Origin of the sequence: Epilithonimonas caeni DSM 17710, from assembly GCF_000426465.1 — a bacterium.
Taxonomy (GTDB): domain Bacteria; phylum Bacteroidota; class Bacteroidia; order Flavobacteriales; family Weeksellaceae; genus Epilithonimonas; species Epilithonimonas caeni.
Genome location: NZ_KE384527.1, coordinates 210,543 through 231,738, shown reverse-complemented (window position 1 = coordinate 231,738; position 21,196 = coordinate 210,543). Strand labels below are relative to the sequence as shown.

The 21,196-nt window shown below is 37.0% G+C and carries 16 protein-coding genes; 11 read left to right on the top strand and 5 right to left on the bottom strand.

Annotation, left to right across the window (positions count from 1 at the left end; genetic code table 11):
• Nucleotides 1–11 precede the first annotated feature (11 nt).
• The 3 genes from K319_RS0116140 (at nucleotide 12) to K319_RS0116130 (ending at nucleotide 3,297) form a co-directional block, all read left to right on the top strand.
• Nucleotides 12–1,127: an HlyD family secretion protein gene (locus K319_RS0116140; RefSeq protein WP_034671991.1), complete on the top strand. Its 1,116-nt coding sequence runs from the start codon at nucleotides 12–14 to the stop codon at nucleotides 1,125–1,127.
• Between the two features lie 78 nt (nucleotides 1,128–1,205).
• On the top strand, nucleotides 1,206–2,786 hold the full coding sequence (locus K319_RS0116135; protein WP_034671988.1) for a DHA2 family efflux MFS transporter permease subunit: 1,581 nt from the start codon (nucleotides 1,206–1,208) through the stop codon (nucleotides 2,784–2,786).
• Nucleotides 2,787–2,895: 109 nt separating this feature from the next.
• Nucleotides 2,896–3,297 carry a hypothetical protein gene (locus K319_RS0116130; RefSeq protein WP_235696123.1) on the top strand — a complete coding sequence of 134 codons (402 nt, stop codon included), beginning with the start codon at nucleotides 2,896–2,898 and terminating at the stop codon, nucleotides 3,295–3,297.
• 74 nt (nucleotides 3,298–3,371) lie between these two features.
• Here the strand turns inward: K319_RS0116130 and K319_RS0116125 are convergent, their stop codons facing one another.
• Entirely contained in the window at nucleotides 3,372–4,127 is a 756-nt protein-coding gene (locus K319_RS0116125; protein ID WP_027384538.1) for a response regulator transcription factor, read from the bottom strand.
• A 75-nt stretch (nucleotides 4,128–4,202) separates the two neighbouring features.
• Here K319_RS0116125 and K319_RS0116120 point away from each other — a divergent pair, with 75 nt between their 5' ends.
• Nucleotides 4,203–4,763, top strand: coding sequence for a sugar O-acetyltransferase (locus K319_RS0116120; protein ID WP_034671986.1), 561 nt, complete (start codon nucleotides 4,203–4,205; stop codon nucleotides 4,761–4,763).
• A 129-nt stretch (nucleotides 4,764–4,892) separates the two neighbouring features.
• Nucleotides 4,893–5,543, top strand: coding sequence for a DUF1349 domain-containing protein (locus K319_RS0116115; protein WP_027384536.1), 651 nt, complete (start codon nucleotides 4,893–4,895; stop codon nucleotides 5,541–5,543).
• Nucleotides 5,544–5,873: 330 nt separating this feature from the next.
• On the opposite strand, the gene K319_RS0116110 is transcribed toward K319_RS0116115, so the two are convergent.
• The 3 genes from K319_RS0116110 to ligA are packed head-to-tail and all read right to left on the bottom strand — an operon-like array spanning nucleotide 5,874 to nucleotide 9,263.
• On the bottom strand, nucleotides 5,874–6,671 hold the full coding sequence (locus tag K319_RS0116110; protein ID WP_027384535.1) for a WG repeat-containing protein: 798 nt from the start codon (nucleotides 6,669–6,671) through the stop codon (nucleotides 5,874–5,876).
• 54 nt (nucleotides 6,672–6,725) lie between these two features.
• Nucleotides 6,726–7,238, bottom strand: a complete 513-nt coding sequence (locus K319_RS21165; protein WP_051230760.1) for a hypothetical protein — start codon at nucleotides 7,236–7,238, stop codon at nucleotides 6,726–6,728.
• Nucleotides 7,239–7,259: 21 nt separating this feature from the next.
• The gene (gene ligA, locus K319_RS0116100) at nucleotides 7,260–9,263 is read right to left on the bottom strand and encodes an NAD-dependent DNA ligase LigA (protein ID WP_027384534.1); all 2,004 of its coding nucleotides are present in this window, start codon (nucleotides 9,261–9,263) and stop codon (nucleotides 7,260–7,262) included.
• 246 nt (nucleotides 9,264–9,509) lie between these two features.
• On the opposite strand from ligA, the gene K319_RS0116095 reads away from it, so the two are divergent.
• From K319_RS0116095 to K319_RS0116085, 3 genes are all read left to right on the top strand, one after another.
• Nucleotides 9,510–10,256, top strand: coding sequence for a glycerophosphodiester phosphodiesterase family protein (locus tag K319_RS0116095; RefSeq protein ID WP_027384533.1), 747 nt, complete (start codon nucleotides 9,510–9,512; stop codon nucleotides 10,254–10,256).
• 344 nt (nucleotides 10,257–10,600) lie between these two features.
• Complete coding sequence (locus K319_RS0116090; protein ID WP_027384532.1) at nucleotides 10,601–11,314, top strand: 3-ketoacyl-ACP reductase; 714 nt, start codon at nucleotides 10,601–10,603, stop codon at nucleotides 11,312–11,314.
• Between the two features lie 102 nt (nucleotides 11,315–11,416).
• Complete coding sequence (locus tag K319_RS0116085) at nucleotides 11,417–12,985, top strand: M20/M25/M40 family metallo-hydrolase (RefSeq protein ID WP_027384531.1); 1,569 nt, start codon at nucleotides 11,417–11,419, stop codon at nucleotides 12,983–12,985.
• 72 nt (nucleotides 12,986–13,057) lie between these two features.
• Here K319_RS0116085 and K319_RS0116080 read toward each other — a convergent pair whose 3' ends face one another.
• Nucleotides 13,058–15,181, bottom strand: a complete 2,124-nt coding sequence (locus K319_RS0116080) for a Tex family protein (RefSeq protein ID WP_027384530.1) — start codon at nucleotides 15,179–15,181, stop codon at nucleotides 13,058–13,060.
• 526 nt (nucleotides 15,182–15,707) lie between these two features.
• Between K319_RS0116080 and cas9 the strand changes: the two genes are divergently transcribed.
• Genes cas9 through cas2 form a run of 3 tightly spaced genes read left to right on the top strand, consistent with a single transcriptional unit; the run spans nucleotide 15,708 to nucleotide 21,152 of the window.
• The gene (cas9, locus tag K319_RS0116075; protein WP_027384529.1) at nucleotides 15,708–19,922 is read left to right on the top strand and encodes a type II CRISPR RNA-guided endonuclease Cas9; all 4,215 of its coding nucleotides are present in this window, start codon (nucleotides 15,708–15,710) and stop codon (nucleotides 19,920–19,922) included.
• Nucleotide 19,923: 1 nt separating this feature from the next.
• Nucleotides 19,924–20,817: a type II CRISPR-associated endonuclease Cas1 gene (gene cas1, locus K319_RS0116070; protein ID WP_027384528.1), complete on the top strand. Its 894-nt coding sequence runs from the start codon at nucleotides 19,924–19,926 to the stop codon at nucleotides 20,815–20,817.
• Nucleotides 20,814–21,152 carry a CRISPR-associated endonuclease Cas2 gene (gene cas2, locus K319_RS0116065; protein WP_007842732.1) on the top strand — a complete coding sequence of 113 codons (339 nt, stop codon included), beginning with the start codon at nucleotides 20,814–20,816 and terminating at the stop codon, nucleotides 21,150–21,152. The genes cas1 and cas2 overlap by 4 nt, the downstream gene beginning before the upstream one ends.
• Nucleotides 21,153–21,196: the final 44 nt, after the last annotated feature.

The window sequence follows — 21,196 nt, the reverse complement described above, 5'->3', positions numbered from 1 at the left end:
AAACAAATAAAATGGCACAAGACAATATAAAATTCGAGCAGGGAGAGATTCCGGTTAAAAAGAAAAAAAGTCCGGTTTTCTATGTCGTAGTTACAGCTGCGGTTTTGGCAGCGGCTTTCTTTGGTTTCAGAGAATATCAGTACAGTCAGGCTCACGAGGAGACCGATGATGCACAAATCGCGGCAGACGTAAGCCCTGTAATTTCTAAAATAGCAGGTTACATCGCTGAAGTAAAAGTGAAAGATAACCAATTTGTTAAAAAAGGAGATACGTTGATTGTCCTTGATAATAGAGACCAGAAAATGGCATTGGAGCAGGCAGAAGCAGCTTTGGGAACGGCTCAGAGCAATGTAGCTTCTGCTCAGGCTGGGTCAGAAGCAGCTAAAACAGGAATTGGTAACTCCAGAGCAGCTGTTCAGACGGCTAATGCACAAATCGAAGCTGCAAAGGTGAATGTCTGGAGAACAGAACAGGATATGAAAAGATATTCTGAATTGGTAAAAGACCATACGATTACACAGCAACAATATGAGCAGGCTTTGGCAGCTTACCAAACGGCTCAGAAACAACTTCAGGTTTTGATCGACCAAAAAAATCAGGCTAACGTTCAGACCGGCGTTGTAACATCACAGTCCAACGCTACTTATCAAAATGTTGGCATTGCTAATTCTCAATTGAAGCAAAGACAGGTTGATGTAGAAAATGCAAAACTTAATCTTTCTTATACAGTGATCACGGCTAAAGAAAATGGCTATGTTTCTAAGATTCCTGTTCAGGTTGGACAATACATCCAGGCAGGCTCACAATTGTTCAGCGTTGTTTTGAGCAATCAGAAATGGGTTGTGGCAAACTATAAAGAAACTCAGGTTGAGAAAATGGTGGAAGGACAGAAAGTAGAGATCGAGATCGACGCTTATCCTGGACAGAAATTCGAAGGAACAATCAGTTCTTTTTCTCCGGCTACAGGGTCTGCGTTTGCATTGCTTCCTCCGGATAATGCAAGTGGGAACTTCGTGAAAGTCGTTCAGAGGCTTCCTGTGAAAATCACTTTTGACAACCTTAACGAAGATATTATGAAAAAACTGCGTGTTGGAATGAACGTTCAAACTGTAGTTTCATTAAAATAAAAAAAGGAAGCTGGAAGAGGTAAGCATGAGTTATTAAAAACTCCTGATATCCGACCTCTGACTTCCAACTAAGAAATTATGCAAGACGATTCATTAGTAGAATATGGATTTCGCAGAACCATTATTACCATTACGGCGATTATGTGTGCACTTCTTGAGATTGTGGATTCCACAATTGTGAATGTGGCACTGAACGAGATGAAAGGTAATCTTGGGGCGACACTCTCCGAAGTGGGCTGGGTTATCACGGCTTATGCTATCGGTAACGTGATTATCGTTCCGATGACGAGCTGGTTATCCCAACAGTTCGGACGTAGAAATTACTTTGCGGTATCCATTATCATATTCACGATTTTCTCTTTTCTCTGTGGTAATGCGACCAATATTTGGGAACTGGTATTTTTTCGTTTGATGCAAGGGATTGGTGGAGGAGCACTTTTGGTGACTTCACAAACCATCATCACCGAATCTTACCCTATCGAGAAAAGAAGTATGGCCCAGGCCATCTACGGATTGGGAGTTATTATCGGACCAACGCTTGGTCCGCCATTGGGAGGTTATATTGTTGACAATTACAGCTGGCCTTATATCTTTTACATCAACATTCCGTTGGGGATTATTGCAACATTACTGACACTACAATTCGTAAAAAGTCCGAGATATTCTGAGAAGCGTTCGGCTTCCGATGTCGATTGGATTGGGATTGGATTATTGGCAGCGTTCGTAGGTTCTTTACAATATATTTTGGAAAGAGGACACGAGGACGATTGGTTTGCAAGTAAAGCCATTGTCGTATTGACGATTACTGCTGTTGTAGGATTCGTCCTGTTCATTTGGCGGGAACTCACCTTTAAATATCCGATTGTAGAACTCCGGGTTCTCAAAAACGGAAACCTGAGAATTGGAACCGTGATGTCCTTCATTTTAGGATTCGGGTTATATGGTTCAACGTTTATCGTTCCGCTTTATACGCAGAGTATTTTGGGATGGACGGCATTACAATCCGGAGCACTGATGATTCCGGCCGCGTTGACGACCGCTTTTATGATGCCAATCATTGGTCAGCTTTTGACCAGAGGGGCGAAACAGCAGATATTGGTAGCATTAGGCTTATTCATCTTTTTCGTTTACAGTTTCTGGGGTTACAAAATCCTGACACCGGACACAGGAAAAGACGCATTCTTCTGGATGCTGATCGTGAGAGGAATGGGATTAGGTTTACTATTCATCCCGATTACATCATTATCACTGAGTACGCTGAAAGGTCCTGAAATTGGACAAGGCGCTGCTTTCACAGGAATGATGCGACAGTTGGGAGGTTCGTTCGGGATTGCAGCGATTACAACTTTCATTGCTAACAAAAGTGAGCTTTACAGAAGCAATCTTGTATCGCACCTGGATGTCAACGATTTTGATGTTCAGCAGAGAGTTGCAGCTCTCAAAGCGAGTTTTATAGCAAAAGGATATACACAGGACAGAGCGTTAGATGCAGCTTATCAAATGCTTGATTTCTCTGTTACGAAGCAAGCGACCGTTTTATCATATATGGACGTTTTCCTTTATCTGGGATTGATGTTCCTGATATGTATTCCGTTTGTGTTGTTTGTAAAAGAGCGAAAAGGCAAAGGCGAGAAAATCGACCTTAGCTCAGCGCATTAATATTTATTTTTTTAGTTATTTGTTAGAAACTCAGAATCTTGATTGGTTCTGAGTTTTTTTGGCATTGATTTTAATAATAAAAAGTAACAATCAATTCAAGACCAGCGTTATGATGCCACTTTTATCCCAGATTATTCATCTTTTACTGATAGCCATTCCGGTTGCCTGCATTGCGTGGACTGTGACACACGAAGAGATCTTCCGCGAACCTAGGGAGTATTGTCAAAAGATCTGTGGCAGCACACAATCTATTGTCAAAAGAAAATTTTTCTATCTCTTCACCTGCGAGTATTGTTTCAGCCATTACATCAGCATCATCTTTTTGATCATTACGCAATTTCAATTACTGTATGATGATTGGAGAGGCTATCTCTTGGCATTTTTTTCATTGGTCTGGATTGCCAACTGGTACATGAGCCTGTTTGGTTACCTGAGACAAAGCCTGAAAGTCGAGAAAATCGAGGCTAAGATGAAGGACGAGAATCTGAAGGAAATGACCGGCGATAAATAGGAATTCTGACAAAGATTTTTGCCCGCTCGAGCAAAGATTGTTTCTCAAAAAATTTCTCAAACTCTCCAACCCATTCAAATCCACTTCAGCTTGGCTGCCAGCGTGCAAGCTTCGGTAGTATTAGAAACACGCATCTTTTCAAGGATATTTTGCCGATGACGATTCACCGTATTGACACTTATGAAGAGAAGTTCCGCAATTTCCTTACTCCTTTTTCCTAATTGGATCATCTTTAGGATTTCCTTTTCACGGGCTGATAGGAAGTTGAAATTCTCTGCCTCGGTCTGTTGGATAATGGTTCCATTGGTCGTATTGATGATCATTCCTGTATAATCTGAGGAGGGCAGGAAGTCAAAATGATAAAGGCAAAGTGCCAGTTCTACATTTTTATGATATGCATCCGAAAAATAAAACATTTTATGAATTAAAGATTTGGAACTTCCCGATAATCTCAGCTTACTGATAACACTGAAATCTTTTCGTTTCTCAAACGCAACCGTCTTGATAAACTGAAAGAACTGAAGCTCCAGAATATGCTTCTGCAAAACGTCGCCAGGATTCAGAATGTTGAACAGTTCATCTTCCCAAATACTTTCGATTTCCAGATTGGCTTGATTCTGAAAGATATGCAGTTCATCCGCAATCTTTCCGGAGTAGATGTAGCTTTTGTTATTCTTGAGGTCGCTAAGAATGGCAATACCGTTTTCCAGTTCCACAAAGTTGCGGGCCATTATCTGACATTGCTCCAACTGTAATTGCTCTGTTTCGGTTGAGAAAACAAAATCTTGTTTTAGCAGTTGATCGTTGAGGTCAGCTTGTACGGTTTGCATCAGAATGGTTATTTATCAGTATTGATTATTGACAACTAAGCAACTAAATTTGCCTTGTTAATATGTAAAAATACAATGAATAATCTGAACGAAAAAGAGAAAATGCTCTCCGGCGAGCTTTATGATGCAGGCGATGCCACTTTGGTGGAAGAAAGGGAAAGAAGTAAGGATTTATGCTTCCGTTACAATCAGATTCAGCCTTCCAAAATGAAGGAGCGAAAAGGCATCATCAAAACACTCCTGGGAAAAACCGGGAAAATGTTCCTGATAGAGCAACCTTTCTATTGCGATTACGGTTACAACATCGAGATTGGGGAAAACTTCTATACCAATGTGAATGTCGTAATTCTCGATTGTGCCAAAGTGACTTTCGGCGACAATGTTTTCATTGCACCAAACTGTGGATTTTACACGGTAAATCATCCGCTGGATGTGGAAAACAGAAACAAAGCTCTGGAATATGCGCTGCCTATTACCGTTGGTAATAATGTCTGGATTGGTGCAGGATGCAGTATTCTTCCGGGTGTTACCATTGGCGATAATGCGGTTATTGGTGCAGGAAGTGTAGTTGTGAAGGATATTCCTGCCAATGTTCTGGCCGTCGGCAATCCTTGCAAAGTCATCAGAGAGATATAAATCAACCACAAAAGGCACAGAAGTTTAGTTCAGAAAAACTTAAAGCTTATGTTATTTCTTATAATCCAAAAACTAACAACCTGCTGAATTCTTCTTTTGTGTCTTTTTATGGTTCAAAATAACATTTTTATGGACAAAATAATAATTGCATCTTTATTGATGTCTATAATATTCCAAACATTCAAAGCTCAATCTTTAGAAAAAATGACCTGGTTCAATGAGCCTTCTCAATGGGAAATCAAAGACAAAAAGCTCACAATGACCGTCACGCCACAGAGCGATTACTGGAGAATTTCGCATTATGGTTTTACGGTTGATGATGCACCATTTTATTATTCAACTTACGGCGGAGAATTTGAGACCAAAGTCAAAATCACCGGTGATTACAAAGCCCGTTTTGACCAGATGGGACTGATGCTCAGGATCGATGAACAAAATTATATAAAAGCCGGTGTTGAATTCGTTGATGGGAAATTCAATCTCAGCACCGTAGTGACTCATAAAACCAGTGACTGGAGTGTGATTGTTCTGGAAAAAATACCACCGTTTGTCTGGATAAAAGCCGTAAGGAGATTGGATGCCGTTGAGATTTTCTATTCATTTGATGACAAAGACTACGTAATGATGCGAAACGCTTACCTGCAGGACAATACGCCGGTTCAGGTTGGTTTTATGGCCGCAAGTCCGGATGGAAACGGTTTCAAAGCCACATTCGAAAACTTCTCGGTCAAGCATCTTCCGGACCAAAGACGTTTGGAATGGCTGAAGAAGAATCAGTAGAAAAAAACTCTCAGAAAATTATCTGAGAGTTTAATTTTTAGGAGCCGGAACCTGCTGTCCACTATATCTTTTTTGTCATTGCGAACGAAGTAAAGTAATCTTTAGAAATTTTCACCGCAATGCCAAAAAAGGATGCCGTTCCCATCAGGGCTAAGGTGATTCAACATTCAATCATCATTGGTTTTAAACGCTTCCAATTTCAAACTCTCAAACCCTCCAACTCAAATTATCCAATCAAATCCAAAAACTGCTGCTCATCCAGAATCGTAATCGTTCCGATATCCTGGGCCTTCTTCAGTTTGCAAGTAGATAAGATTATAATAAATAATTCTAAATTTTTTCTCCGTTCTTATCAATTATATATTCTTCACCATTTATATTAACTTTTGCTATATTGTTTGAAAATGGTTCAGCTAAATCATAAATTGCGTCAATCTGCATCACATTTTCTTTATTAATGTAACCATATTTATTACCAACCATAACCACAGCGAGCTCATTAGAAAAATTTTGGGCCAAGTTGTATTGAAATGGAATAATGGTATTTCTACTATCATCTACAAAACCATAATTAAGATTTTCGTCAATTGCTAGAGCTAAACCCTCGTGATAACCTTCAATAATATTAAAATTGCAAATAATGTCGCTCTCAGAGTTTCTATTTTTTTTCTCTAAACTTTGTAATAAGTCTATTTTTTGCTTAAACTCGCACTCGCTCAATATGCCATTTTTATAAAGTGATTCAAGATTTTTATATTCTACACTATTTTCAATTATATGTTTATCAATCTGGTTTTCTATTCTTGCTTTCTTTTCAAGGTATTCAATATCGCTGATTATATTCGAATTTCTTAGCTCATTTAATTTATTTTGTGAATCTTGTAAAGTATTGATTTTAATTTTATTATCACTTAGTTTTTTTCTATTTTTATTGGTAGTATTCTTCAAATAATTATAAGTGTAAAATATTGAAATTGCTACATATTGTAAGGGTGGGAAAATTATAAATATATATAATAACAAGATTTGGAGATGTGTAAATCTTGAAGAGTTTGATGCATATTTGTAAAGAGTTATTGAAAAATAATATGCTCCTCCTACTAAGCAGCCAATAAGTATTGTTTCCATTATTATTAGTGTTTTATAAAGATTGAAAATAAAAAGTTATTGTGTAAAAATTACTTATTTTATATCATTCTGAAAGTTTTCTTTGACAACATCGTTTAAATTAAGCCAATCATTAAATATTATTATTGAATTATGTAATAATTTATAATTTCTTCTTTCATCTTCTTTGAATGTCCCATTGAATTTCCCACCGTGAAAAAGATTATTTCGTACAGTTCTTATACAAATTGATAATTTTTTTATCAGTGGTTCGTTACTAAAGACACGTTGTTTCCACAGAACACAATTATTATCATAGATTTGGATTTTTGGTGGGTGATTTATAATATAGTTTACTGCATTTTTTAATTCAGTAGTGATGTCAGGATTGAATTGGTCTTGAATGCTTTTTATAAATAAGTCCCAATTTACTTCTAATCTTTCTGGCGAATGATTATGAAACGAAGATTCCTTTAATGCACATTCAAATCTCGAAAAAGTAATCATAAACAAAAAAATTAATTCCTTTCCTTTTATGTCAAATGTATTTTCAACTTTTTCCCTAAATATTTCTATATTTTCATTCATTTTATTGTTTTTTTTTTATTTTTATCCAATCAAATCCAAAAACTGCTGCTCGTCCAGAATAGTAATCGTTCCGATGTCTTGTGCTTTTTTCAGTTTGCTGCCAGCTTTTTCGCCGACCACCAGATAATTTAGGTTTTTCGAAACGGCAGAGATGTTTTTTCCATTGTGTTTTTCCACCATTTCTTCAGCCTGTTCTCTTGTGAAAAGCGATAACTTACCAGTGAATAGAAAAGTTTTTCCTTCCAAGACATTGGATAAAACTTCATTCGTGTTTTCTCCTTTTTCCAATTGAACACCGTAAGATTTCAAACGTTCAATCATCAGGATGTTTTCAGAATTCTGGAAAAAGTCTGTGATGCTGACTGCGATTTTCATTCCGATATCTTCAACCTGACAAAGTTCTTCCAAAGTCGCATTTTTCAATTCATCAATAGTAGAAAAATTCTTGACCAATTTCTTCGCCACCGTTTCCCCGACGTGTTTGATTCCGATTCCGAATAATACTTTTTCAAATGGAACTTCTTTCGATTTTTCAATCCCGTCCAGAATATTCTGAGCAGATTTCTCCGCCATTCTTTCAAGCGGAAGAAGCTGTTCTTTTGTCAATGTGTAAAAATCAGCAGGATTTTCAACCAATTTTTCGCGATAAAGCTGCTCAATCGTTTCTCCGCCAAGATTCTCGATATTCAAAGCTTTTCTGGAAACATAATGAATCATTCTTCCCACTACTTGTGGAGGACAATGCAGTTCATTAGGACAAAAGTGGATCGCCTGGTCTTCAATTTTTATCAGTTCAGTTCCACATTCCGGACAATTTTTGATGTACTCGATTGGGGTTTGTAAAAGCGTTCGTTTTTCAGTATTCACACCAACGATCTTCGGGATAATTTCGCCGCCTTTTTCGACGTACACAAAATCGTGCTCGTGCAGGTCCAGTTTTTTGATGATATCTTCGTTGTGAAGAGAAGCACGCTTTACTGTTGTTCCGGCCAGCAGAACAGGCTTCAGATTTGCAACGGGCGTAATGGCGCCGGTTCTTCCAACTTGATAAGAAACGCTCAAAAGTTCAGTTTCCACCTTTTCAGCCTTGAATTTATAAGCCATTGCCCAACGTGGCGATTTGGCGGTGTAACCCAATTGTCTTTGTTGTTTTAATGAATTAACTTTCAAAACAATGCCGTCAATTTCAAAAGGTAATTGGTGTCTTTCGGTATCCCAAAATGTGATGAATTCTTTTACTTCATTCAATGTTTTACACAATTTCGCCTGGTCTTCCGAAACCCGGAAACCCCAGTTTTTGGCTTTTGCAAGGATATCCCAATGCGTATCTGCCGGAAATTCATCCGAAATATATTGATACAAAACGGCCGACAATCCACGTTTTCTCACCTCTCCGGAATCCTGCATTTTCAGACTTCCACTGGCGGTATTTCTCGGATTCATAAATAAATCCAAACCTTCCTCTTCACGAGCTTTATTGATTTTATCAAAGTTTTTTCTGGTAAGATAAATTTCGCCACGGATAAAAAATCGGTTAGGAAAATCACCTTTCAAGGTCAAAGGAACATCAGAAATCGTTCTTACATTATTAGTGATTTCGTCACCCTGAAAACCGTCTCCACGTGTTACGGCCTGCGACAATTTTCCGTTTTCGTAAAGAATGGAAATCGAAGCGCCGTCATATTTCAATTCAGCTACAAATTCTACGGGCTCATCAATCGTTTTGATAATTCGTTTTTCCCAGTCTTCGAGGTCGTCAAAATCGTAAGAATTATCGAGAGAATACATTCTGTACTGATGTTGGATGGTCGGGAAGTTCTTCGTGATTCCACCTCCGACACGTAAAGTAGGAGAGCCGGCATCAAAAAACTCAGGGTGCGCCTTTTCCAGCTCCTGAAGTTCTTTCAGCTTGGCATCGAATTCGAAATCAGAAATCGAAGGTTCATCCAAAATGTAATAACTGTAATTATGCTGATGAAGTTCTTCTCTCAGGGATTCTATCTTTTGCTGAATGTTTTCGGACATTGGAAAAATTTATTTAAAGCAAAAATAACCAAAACATCAAAGTTTACAACCAAGAAAGTTATAAATTTAGACACTTCGAGAATCTAATTGATTATCCTTCGAGAGCCTCAGGATGACAGCTGTTGTCACATTGATTGAAGCCTGTAGTGAGCTTGACGAACTATCGAAATGTTTAAACGCTGTCAGGCTGAGGTTCTCGAAGCCTTAATAATAATTGACTAAATTAGTCATCCTAAAAATTGAAAAATGAAGAACGTATTTTGCATTTTATCTCTCGCCACAACTATGTTTATCAACGCCCAAACTCAGATTATCGCCCATCGTGGGTTCTGGAATACACAACCAAAAACTAGTGAAAACTCTATCAAAGCTTTAGAAAATGCTCAGAAATTGAAAGTTTATGGTTCCGAATTCGATATTCATATGACCAAAGACGGGGAACTGGTTGTCAATCATGATGAACATCACGGTAAAATGGAAATCTCGGAAACGGATTTTTCTGATTTAAGAAAGCTGAGATTATCCAATGGAGAAAAACTCCCAACCCTGAAAGATTATCTGAAACAAGGCAAAAAAGATGCTTCCGTCAAATTAATCATCGAAATCAAACCAACCAAATCCAAAGAACGTGAAAACGAAATGGTCACAAAGGTTCTGAAAACTGTAAAAGAACTAGGACTAGACAGCCAAAGTGATTATATCTCATTCAGTCTTAATATTTGTAAAGAAATCAAGAAACAGAATCCTTCTGCAAAAGTCCAGTATCTGGAAGGGAATCTTTCGCCACAGCAAATCAAAGCCGAAGGTTTGGACGGATTGGATTATCATTACAGTGTTTTCGAGAAAAATCCGACCTGGATTTCAGAAGCCAATTCGCTTGGTTTGATTACGAATTCCTGGACTGTAAATGATATCAAAATTTACGAAGAACTCAAAAACCAAGGTATCCAATTCATTACAACCAATATTCCTGACCAATTGAAGAACCATTAATAGGAATGGGCTTTAGCCCGTTCTTAGAAATTTTTAATAATCTAGTTTTAGCCAAAATGTAAGTTTCGGCTAAAGCCAATCTTGATTTTAAATTAACATCGGGCTAAAGCCCGACGCAATTAAATCCAATTGAATTAAAGAACACTTCGAGAGACTCAGTGTGAAAGTTCTAATACTCTTGTCACATTGAGCTTGTCGAAATGTCTGAACATTGTCAGTCTGAGGTTCTCGAAGACTTTTTATAGAATCTCTCAATGATAAACTTGTATTAAATCATAAGACTTTATTCGGATTTTAAACGTGTGTTTGGTAAATTTGCACCTTCAAATTTTATAAATCAGATTATGAATCTTAAAGGTAAAAATGCCATTATCACAGGTGGAGGAAGAGGACTTGGAAAAGCTGTAGCTCAGATTCTTGCCAACGAAGGTGTGAATGTTGGTATCACGGGAAGAAACGAAAATTATCTCAAAATAGCAGCTAACGAACTGAAACAAACCGGCGTAAAAGTAGCTTACGCAGTGTTCAGCGTCGATAATGAATTAGAAGTAAAAGCAGGAATCGAATCTTTGGCAAATGAATTAGGCGGAATCGATATTCTGGTCAACAATGCAGGAATCGGAGACTTCGGAAGCATCGAGGAAATGCCGTCTGAAACGTGGGAACAAGTGATTAAAACCAATCTTTTCGGCGTTTATTACACTGCGAAAGCTGTTTATCCGTTTTTGAAAGAAAAAGGACAAGGTGACATCGTAAATGTTGCTTCTACTGCTGGTCTCAAAGGGGGGGCGAATATGTCAGCTTATGCGGCTTCCAAAGCGGCTGTCGTTTCTCTTTCGCAGTCGATGATGGCAGAATGGAGAAAGCAAAATATCCGTGTAATTACATTGACACCGAGTACAATTGCTTCCGATATGAGCATCAACGGTGGCTTGACAGACGGTAATCCGGACAAGGTTCTTCAGCCGGAAGATTTCGCAGAATGGCTAAGAGATATCCTGAAAATGAACCGAAGAGCAATGATTGCGAATGCATCCATTTTCTCGACCAATCCTTAGTATATTCGACTTAGAATCATTATTAATATTACAATAAACGCCTCTTTTTCGAGGCATTTTTTTAATCATAATCCTTACCTTTATCGGAATCAAATAAAAGATATGAAGAGAAACACGTTTTTAACAATGTCTGCAGTTTTCTTTGCAGCTCAGATCACTTTGGTCAACGCTCAGACCAAATCCGAAGAACAACTTAAGCCCATCATTCAAAATTTCGTTAACGAAGTCAATAATAACTCCCAATTAGAAGATATGGCTTATGAACTTTTGGATGAAATCGGACCACGTCTTGTTGGAACGCCCGAAATGTTGGCTGCTAACAACTACACAGCCGACAAACTGAAATCTTGGGGAATCGAAGCTGATCTTCAGCAATTCGGAACCTGGAAAGGCTGGCAGCGCGGAACAACACACGTAGATTTGGTTTATCCAAGAACCAAAACCTTATCTGCTACACAATTGGCGTGGAGTCCGGCAACTAAAAAATCGGTAGAAGCAGAAGTGGTTATTCTTCCAAAAGTATCTTCTAAAGCCGAATTTGATAAATGGCTACCTTCGGTGAAGGGTAAAATCGTTTTGATGGCACAATACCAGAAAATCGGACGTTCAGACGAACAAATCAAAGAGTTTGCAACTCCCGAATTATATGAAAAACTGAAAGCTGAAAAAGAACAAGCTAAAAAGGATTTTGCAGATTATATCAAATCAATCGGTTATGATAATTCTACTTTGCCGGAAGCTTTAGAGAAAGCAGGAGCTGCGGGAATCGCCATTTCCAACTGGACCGGAATCCACAGCACTAACCGTATTTTCGGTGCTAAAACCAAATCAATCCCAATGTTCGATGTCGATTTGGAAGATTACGGAATGCTTTACAGAATGGCAGAAAAAGGGGCAAAACCGAGAGTCAAAGTGGATGCTCAATCCAAAGTGTTGCCGGAAGCCAAATCCTTCAACACCATCGGGATGATAAAAGGCTCGGAAAAACCGAACGAATATGTGATTCTTTCCGCTCACCTCGATTCCTGGGACGGTGCGCAAGGTGCGACGGATAATGGAACGGGAACTCTGACAATGCTGGAAACTATGAGAATCCTCAAAAAATACTATCCAAACCCAAAAAGAACCATTGTCGTTGGACTTTGGGGAAGCGAAGAACAAGGTCTGAACGGTTCAAGAGGTTTTGTAGCTGACAATCCGGAAATTATCAAAGGTGTGCAGGCCGTTTTTAATCAGGATAACGGAACAGGTAGAGTGGTGGACATCAGCGGGCAGGGTTTCAAAGACTCTTATGCTTATGTCGGAAGATGGCTGGATGCCGCACCTAAAAAAGTAAAAGACCAGATTAAAACTAACTTCCCCGGAATGCCCGGAGGTGGTGGTTCTGACCATGCATCGTTTGTGGCAGCAGGAGTTCCGGGATTTTCCCTGAGTTCGCTTAACTGGGGTTATTTCGGGTACACCTGGCACACGACAAAAGATACTTATGACAAGATCGTTTTTGATGAGTTGAAAAATAATGTGATCCTGACTGCTACTTTAGCTTATATGGCTTCGGAGGACCCGGAATTTGTAAGCCGGGAAAAGCGCATCATGCCCAACAACGAAAAAGGCGAACCGGCAAAATGGCCGGATGTGAAAGAGCCTAAAAGGAGTAGTAAGGATTTTTAGAGAATGAAGCATCTTATCATCCATCTTCGATAAAATACAAAAAGCGACAAATGACTGTCGCTTTTTCTGTCTTTATAAAATCATCGTCAGCTGAATCCTTTTCCTCGCCTCATCCACTTCTGTGATTTTGACCTGGACGTGTTGATGAAGCTTTACCACCTCATTCACATCAGATACGAAACCATCTTTCAGCTGAGAGATATGCACCAACCCGCTTTCCTTGATTCCCAGATCTACGAAACATCCGAAAGCCGTAATGTTATTGACAATCCCTGGAAGAATCATTCCGGGTCTTACATCTTTGATCGATTTTACATTCGGGTGGAATTCAAAAACTTTGGTTGCTTTTCTTGGGTCTAATCCTGGCTTTTCCAATTCCTTTAAAATATCCTTGATTCCCAGAATTCCGATGTCGTTGGTTACATATTTCTCAGGATTTATCAAAGCAATTTTCTCTTTATTGGAAATCAGATCTTCGGTTTTCAAACCCAGATCTTTCGCCATTTTTTCAACCGTTTTGTAAGCTTCGGGATGCACGGCCGAATTATCCAGAGGATTCTTCGCATTCTTGATCCTTACGAAAGCAGCGGCTTGCTGATAAGCCTTTTCACCCAGCCTTGGAACTCTTTTCAAATCTTTTCGTTCTATAAAAGCACCATTTTCTGTCCGGAAATTCACGATATTCTCTGCCATTTTCTCTCCGATTCCGGAAACGTAGCTTAATAATGCTTTACTGGCGGTATTCAGATTGATTCCGACCGAGTTTACAGAACGAATCACGGTATTGTCCAGTTCTTCTTTCAGTTTGGTCTGATCTACATCGTGTTGATATTGTCCGACACCAATGGATTTTGGGTCGATTTTTACCAACTCGGCTAGTGGGTCGGCCAAACGTCGCCCAATGGAAACCGCACCACGAACTGTGACATCGTAATTCGGGAATTCATCTCTGGCAATTTTACTCGCCGAATAAACCGAAGCACCGGCTTCCGAAACCACAAAAACCAGAATAGGTTTATCGAATGCGATCTTCTTGATGAAGAATTCGGTTTCACGGCTGGCTGTTCCGTTTCCTATGGAGATGGCTTCTATGTTGTAGGCGTTCACCATGGACCGGATTTTTTTCATGGCCATTCCTGTCTCGTTTTGTGGTGCGTGCGGATATATATTTTCGTTGTGAAGCAGGTCGCCTTTTTCATCCAGACAAACGACTTTACAGCCAGTTCTGTAGCCCGGGTCGATTGCCAGAATTCTTTTTTCTCCCAAAGGCGAGGCCAGTAGCAATTGCTGAAGGTTTGCGGAAAAGACCTCAATGGCCTTGATGTCCGCTTTTTCTTTAGCTTCTTGCAAGGCTTCATTGGAAAGCGCAGGTTCCAAAAGACGTTTGTAAGCGTCTGTAATTGCCAATTCTATCTGTTTGGCAGATGAATTATTACTTTTAATAATAGCTTTATCGATCAGATCAAGTGCTTCATCTTTTTCGATGTCAACCGATACTTTTACAAAACCTTCATTCTCTGCACGCAACATAGCCAATAAACGATGAGACGGAATTCTGTTCAAAGCTTCCTGCCATTCAAAATATTGTGAGAATTTCTGAGCGGCCTCGTCATCCTTTTTAGCTTTGACTAGTTTGGATGAGATCATTGCCTTTCGTTGAAAAAGTCTTCTCAGGTTTTTTCGGACATAGAGATTCTCATTGATCCATTCTGCAATGATGTCCCTTGCGCCCTGTAGCGCTTCATCTTCATCAGCAACGATACTATTGATATATTTTGAAGCGATAATATCAATTTCATCAGAACGCTGACCCATAATGATCTTTGCCAAAGGCTCCAATCCTTTTTCTCTCGCCGTATCTGCTTTTGTCTTTTTCCGTTTTTTGTACGGCAGATAAAAATCTTCCAACTCCTGAAGGTCAAAACTCTGTTCTATCTTTTGTTTAAGTTCGATTGTTAAAGCATTTTGTTCTTCGATAGATTTCAGGATGCTTTCCTTACGTTTGGTAATATCTTCAAACTGTTTGTTCAGTTTTGAGATATTTTCAATTGCCACCTCATCCAGGTTACCTGTTTTGTCTTTTCGGTAACGCGCAATGAAAGGAATTGTACAATCTTCAGACAGAAGTTGAAGTGTCGCTCCAATGCTATTGGCGGGGATATTTAGTTGATTTTGGATAAATTCAGTTGTATTCATTCAGGATTTTTAAAAGGATTAAAATACAGACTTTTTGTTTTAGTAAGATATCTTATTGAAGATTGATTTTGACAATATTATATTTTTTAATTTAATATCAATTATGAGAAAATGACTTCTATATAAATAAAAATCCCACGGAGTACGCAGGATTAAAGATTTTCTTCGGCTTTTAGCCTTATTGTGAATTGCTTTTTACAAATATAAAAACAATTTTTTTATTGTAAATATGGAAAACCGTAATTTACTACAGAAAAAACATTGTAAATTTAAAAATCCCTGATAATACAGGGATTAAAGCAATTCACAACTTACATATTAATTAATTTAATTAATAAATAATTAGAAAGAAAGCTAAACATCTAAGGTCAGAATATGCTTTTGGAGGGCGTATTCAATTTATTTCCGGAAATAAACTTTCACTTTCTAAATCAAAGATATATAATTATTTTTTATATTTAATATGTAATGAACCTGAATTTTTGTATATTCGTATTATGTAATTGATAACCAGTGTGATAATTTTATGAAAAAAGTTTTAGGAATTGACCTTGGTAGTAATAGTACCGGTTGGGCAATTAGAAATTTAGACTTAGATGGCAATCAGATAGAAGATTTTGGAGTGATTACTTTTGAGAAAGGCGTTGCTTCAGAAAAAGGTAATGAATTTCCTAAAGTTCAGAAAAGAACGGAGAGCAGAGGTAAAAGAAGAAATTACCAAGCTGAAAAATACAGAAAGTTCGGAATTTTACAATTTCTTATTGAAAGAAATATGTGTCCTCTGTCTATCGAAGATTTTAATAATTGGAAAACGTACAGAAAAGGTAAGAAAAGAGAATACCCTCAATCCGAAGAATTTCTGAATTGGATAAGATTTGATTTTGATGGTGACGGTCTGCCGGACTTTCACTTGTTCGGAAAAGACAAACATGAGAGTTACTACGTTTTTAGAGCCTTTGTAGGTAATCCAGAATATAAAGATGTATTTGTAAACAATCCTAAAATATTAGGAAGAGTTTTTTATCAGCTTGTTCAAAGAAGAGGTTTTAAAGGAAGAGATGAGGAAGAAGCTAAGACGATGTTAACCGGAAGTGATAAAAACGGAACAAAAGGAAGAAATGATATTGAAGAATATTTAGAGAAATACAAAACTTTAGGTGCTGCACTATATCATTATCAAAAAGATTTCGGAGGAAGAATAAGACAAAGATATAATCTCAGAAAAGATAGCGAAACAGAATTAAAAATTATCTGTGATTTACACGATATTTCTAGAGAAGATTATTCTAAACTATGGAAAGCAATTATTTGGCAGCGTCCTTTAAGAACACAGAAAGGCTTGATCGGAAACTGTATTTATGAAAAAGGAAAAAAAAGAGTAGCGGTAACTCATCCTCTTTATGAGGAATATAGAACCTGGGTTTTTATTAATAACTTAAATATTATCCCACCTTTAAATGAAGATAAGCAGGAATATACTCAAACCAAGATTTATCCATTATTTTACAAGTCAAAACCAGATTTTGAACTAATCGATATTGATAAGCAACTTAAGAAAGATGGAGCCAAAAGAACATCAAAGCATCATGAGAAAACGAAAGTACTTTCTGTAAAATTACTTAAACAGTTTCAGGATGTTTTTGGAGAAGACTGGAAAGATATATTAAAATGGGATATTAACGGAGAAAGAAGTTCGCAGCCTATTAAAAAATCTCACACTGAATATACTTTTGAAGATGTATGGCACGTCCTAATGACTTTTGACGGACAAGAAAATCTTAAGAAATTTGCTTTAGAGAAATTAAATTTAGATGAAGAAAAAGCGAATAAATTTTCTAAAATCAAATTACAACAAGGTTTTGCAACTTTAAGCCTTTCTGCAATTAAGAAAATTCTTCCCTATTTACAAAAGGGGTTTTTATACAGCCATGCCGTATATATGGCTAACCTTTATAAGATGCTTGGGGAAAATAAAATTTCCGAAACACTTATTAATCATTTCTCCGAAGAGATTTTTAAGATTTTAAATCAAGATTCAGCAAACAGAAAGAATGCAACGATTGTTAACAGTTTGATATCAGAAATGCTTAATGATGAAAACCGTTATTACATTACTGACGACAGAAACTTGGATAGTACTGAAAACAAACTTGTTTTAAAAAGTATTATTGACAATTACGGACAGGAAAGCTGGGATAAACTTGAAGAAGAAAGTAAAGCAAATATTGTTACATACGTTTCAGTAAAATACCTTGAGTTTTTAAAGAAATCTTTTTTTGATAAGAAGAATCTTTTTGTACAGCCTGAAAGAATTGATCAAAAGATATTTAATTTTTTAAGAGAAACTTACCATGTTTCAGAAGATAAGAAGAAATATCTTTGGCATCCGTCTGAACAGGAAAATTATGCGGAAGCAGAAAATTATTTAGAATATTCTTTAGGTAAGAAAAAGTATTATATTAAAGAAAAAAACAGAGGCGGTTTCTTGACAAGAAATCCAGATGCAGAGTTTGAAGGTCGGGAAATAAAATTATTAGGCAATCCAGAGCCACTGAGCAAAGGATTTAAAAATCCTATGGCGTTGAAGTCTTTGCATAAACTGAAAAAATTGGTGAATTATCTTTTACAGACAGGAAAGATAGATGAAGAAACAAGAGTAGTGATTGAGATTGCAAGAGAACTCAACGACAAAAATAAAAGAAAAGCAATTGAGATTTGGCAAAAGGAAAGAGAAAAAGAAAATGATACTTACAGAAAAGAACTTGCAATTTATCGGGAACAGTTTCCTAATGTGAATCTTATCGATGAAGATACATTAGTTCGTAAAATCAGATTGTGGCACGAACAAAACAAAATTTGCCTTTATACAGGCAAGCCAATTTCCTTTTCAGACTTAATCATTGGTAGCAAGTATGATTTTGAACATACAATTCCTGCGAGTATTAGTTTTGATAACGAATTGAAAAATCTCACCATTGCCGACTCGGGATATAACCGTTTACAAAAAGGAAAGAAATTTCCGACACAATTAGCTAATTATGATACTGAGCAGTTTATTAATGGTGAAAGTTATAATCCAATAATCAGGAATATCGAATTTATTTTTGGAGAAAGAAAAATAGAATACAAAGAGTTAAAAGGCAAAACAGAGAAAATAGTTACTTGGAAGAAAATTGAGGAGCTTGAAAAACTATTTGATGAATGGAAAAAGAAGGCTTCTTATGCAAGTACAAGAGATTATAAAGATTTTTGTATTGTAAAATATCACACCATAAAAATGGATTTGGATTATCTGAAATCCAAGTTAGCAACCTTTACGATTACAGAATATAAAGCTGGATGGAGAAATAATCAGTTGAGAGATACTCAGATTATTACAAAGTACGCTTTGCCATATTTTAAAACACTGTTCAAAAGGGTTTCTGTAGAGAAAGGTGGTGTCACGGATATTTTTAAGAAAGTTTATAAGGTACAATCAAGGGATTCTAAAAAAGACAGAAGTGTACACAGTCATCACGCTCAGGATGCCGCAATTCTTACGTTAATTCCAAATGCTTTTCATAGAGAAAGAATTATTAAGGCTTACCAAAACGAAATTGATAACAGAACCGGAAAAACATATCACGAACTTCCTATGGGCTGGAATAATTTTTCTGAAAATTATATTTTGGAATTAAAAGATAAGGTTTTAATTAATAATTTGACGGATAGCCGAACTATTACTCAAACATCTAAAACAATAAGAAAAAGAGGAAAAATAGTTTATGATACAGACAAATCAGGCAATAGAAAAAAACGAGTTGCAAAAGGTGATACAATTCGTGGGCAGTTGCATGGAGAAACTTTCTATGGAGCCATCAAACAGCCTGTAAGGGATAAGGATAATAAGATTTTGTTTGATGATAATAGAAAAATGATTCTTACAGATGAAATTTTTCTAGCTGTCAGAAAACCTTTGGTTTATAAAAAGGATGCTAATTCTCCGGGATTCAAAAGTCTTGAAGAAATTGAAAAAGCAATTGTTGATAAAGATTTGTTTAAAATAATTAAAAGGCAAGTTGAAGAATCGGATTTTAAAACAGCTTTAACCGAAGGCGTTTATATGCTTGATAAAAAAGGAAATAAAGTCAACAAAATAAGAACAATACGCTGTTTTGAAAACGGGTTAAAATATGCAACAGCAATTAAAGTTCATAATCACAGTTTTGTTTCAGGCAAAGAATATAAAAAGTCTACATTAGCAACTAATGGTGAGAACACATATTGTCTGTTTTACAAAAGTGATTCCGGTAAAGCTATGAGAATTCTTTCTATTATAGACGTAGCGGAACTCAAATTAAAAAATATTCAAAATCTTTTTGTCGAGCCAGAGTTTTCAAATTTTGAAGCAGGAAAAGGGAAAAATAAGATACAGCTACCTCTTTATTCTGTCTTAAAAAACGGTGATAAAGTCTTGTTTTATAAAGAAAGTATTTACGAATTAAAAGATTTAGAAAAACCTGAGTTATCCAATAGAATGTTTAAAATGTATCAATTTGAAAAAGACGGAAGAATAAAGTTTAGACATCATTTAGCAGCAGGTATAGATACTGAATTGAAAAAAGATAATCCAGAATATTCGTCTATTAATTTCGATGAAAGACAGATATTTTTAAGATTAAGACAAGGACAGTGGAATTTTGCAATAGAAGGCAAAGATTTCGAAATGCATATTGATGGTACAATAAATTGGAATTTTTAAAATGATAACCCGCTCCATCTACATCGGCAATCCCGCTTATCTGAAACTCAAAGATGAGCAGATGAAAATCCTCTGTCCGGAAACCAAAACCGAAAAGGGCAGTGTTCCGGTAGAAGATTTGGGATTGTTGATGTTGGACCATTTTCAAATTACTATTTCTCATAATCTAATTCAAAAAATGATGGGAAATAATGTGGTGGTTGTGAGTTGTGATGCTCATCATTTGCCACACGGAATTATGTTGCCGTTGTATGGGCATACAGAACATTCGGATAGGGTAAAAGATCAGCTGGAAGCCAGCGAGCCTTTAAAAAAACAACTTTGGAAACAAACTGTGGAATGTAAGATTGAAAATCAGAAAAACGTTTTGATAAAGTTGGAAAATTATTACGAACCCATGATTGAATATCAAAGAAATGTAAAATCCGGAGATATTACCAATATGGAAGGCATTGCGGCGCAACATTACTGGAAATATCTCATCAGTCTGGATTTTTTGAGACAGCGTTTCGGAGATTCGCCTAATCAGTTTTTCAATTTCGGGTATGCCGTTTTGAGAAGTATTGTTGCAAGAGCCATTGTAGAAACAGGACTATTGCCCGTTCTTGGTATTTTTCACAAAAATAAATACAATCCGTATTGCCTTGCAGATGATTTGATGGAGCCTTATCGTCCGTTCGTTGATTTGTTAGTGATGCAGTGGCTAAAAATTTATCCTGCCACAGAAGAATTGACGAAGGAATTCAAGGCGCATATTCTCCAGATTGCGACCAAAGATGTGCGTATTGATGACAAAACAAGACCGTTGCTGGTTGCGGTAAAAATGACCGCGTCATCGCTTTACAAATGCTATACAGGAGAAAAACGATTGATTTCCTATCCTGAACTGATATGAATGCCGAAAGGTTTAATGCCTATCGAATTATGTGGGTTTTAGTGTTATACGACTTGCCGACTGAGACCAAGGCTAATATGAAAGATGCGAACCGCTTTCGTAAGGCACTCATTGATGATGGTTTCACATTATTTCAGTTTTCGATGTATGTTCGCCATTGTCCGAGCCGGGAAAATGCTGAGGTTCATATCAAAAGAGTCAAGTTTATGCTTCCGAAAGCGGGTAAAGTTGCCATTATGTGTATTACTGATAAACAATTTGGGGACATTGAAATCTTCTTTGCCAGAAATAAGGAAGAACCGCCACCGACTTTCCAACAACTTGAATTGTTCTAATTTTTTGAATCCTAAATAAATAAAAAATCCACTGAATTTCAGTG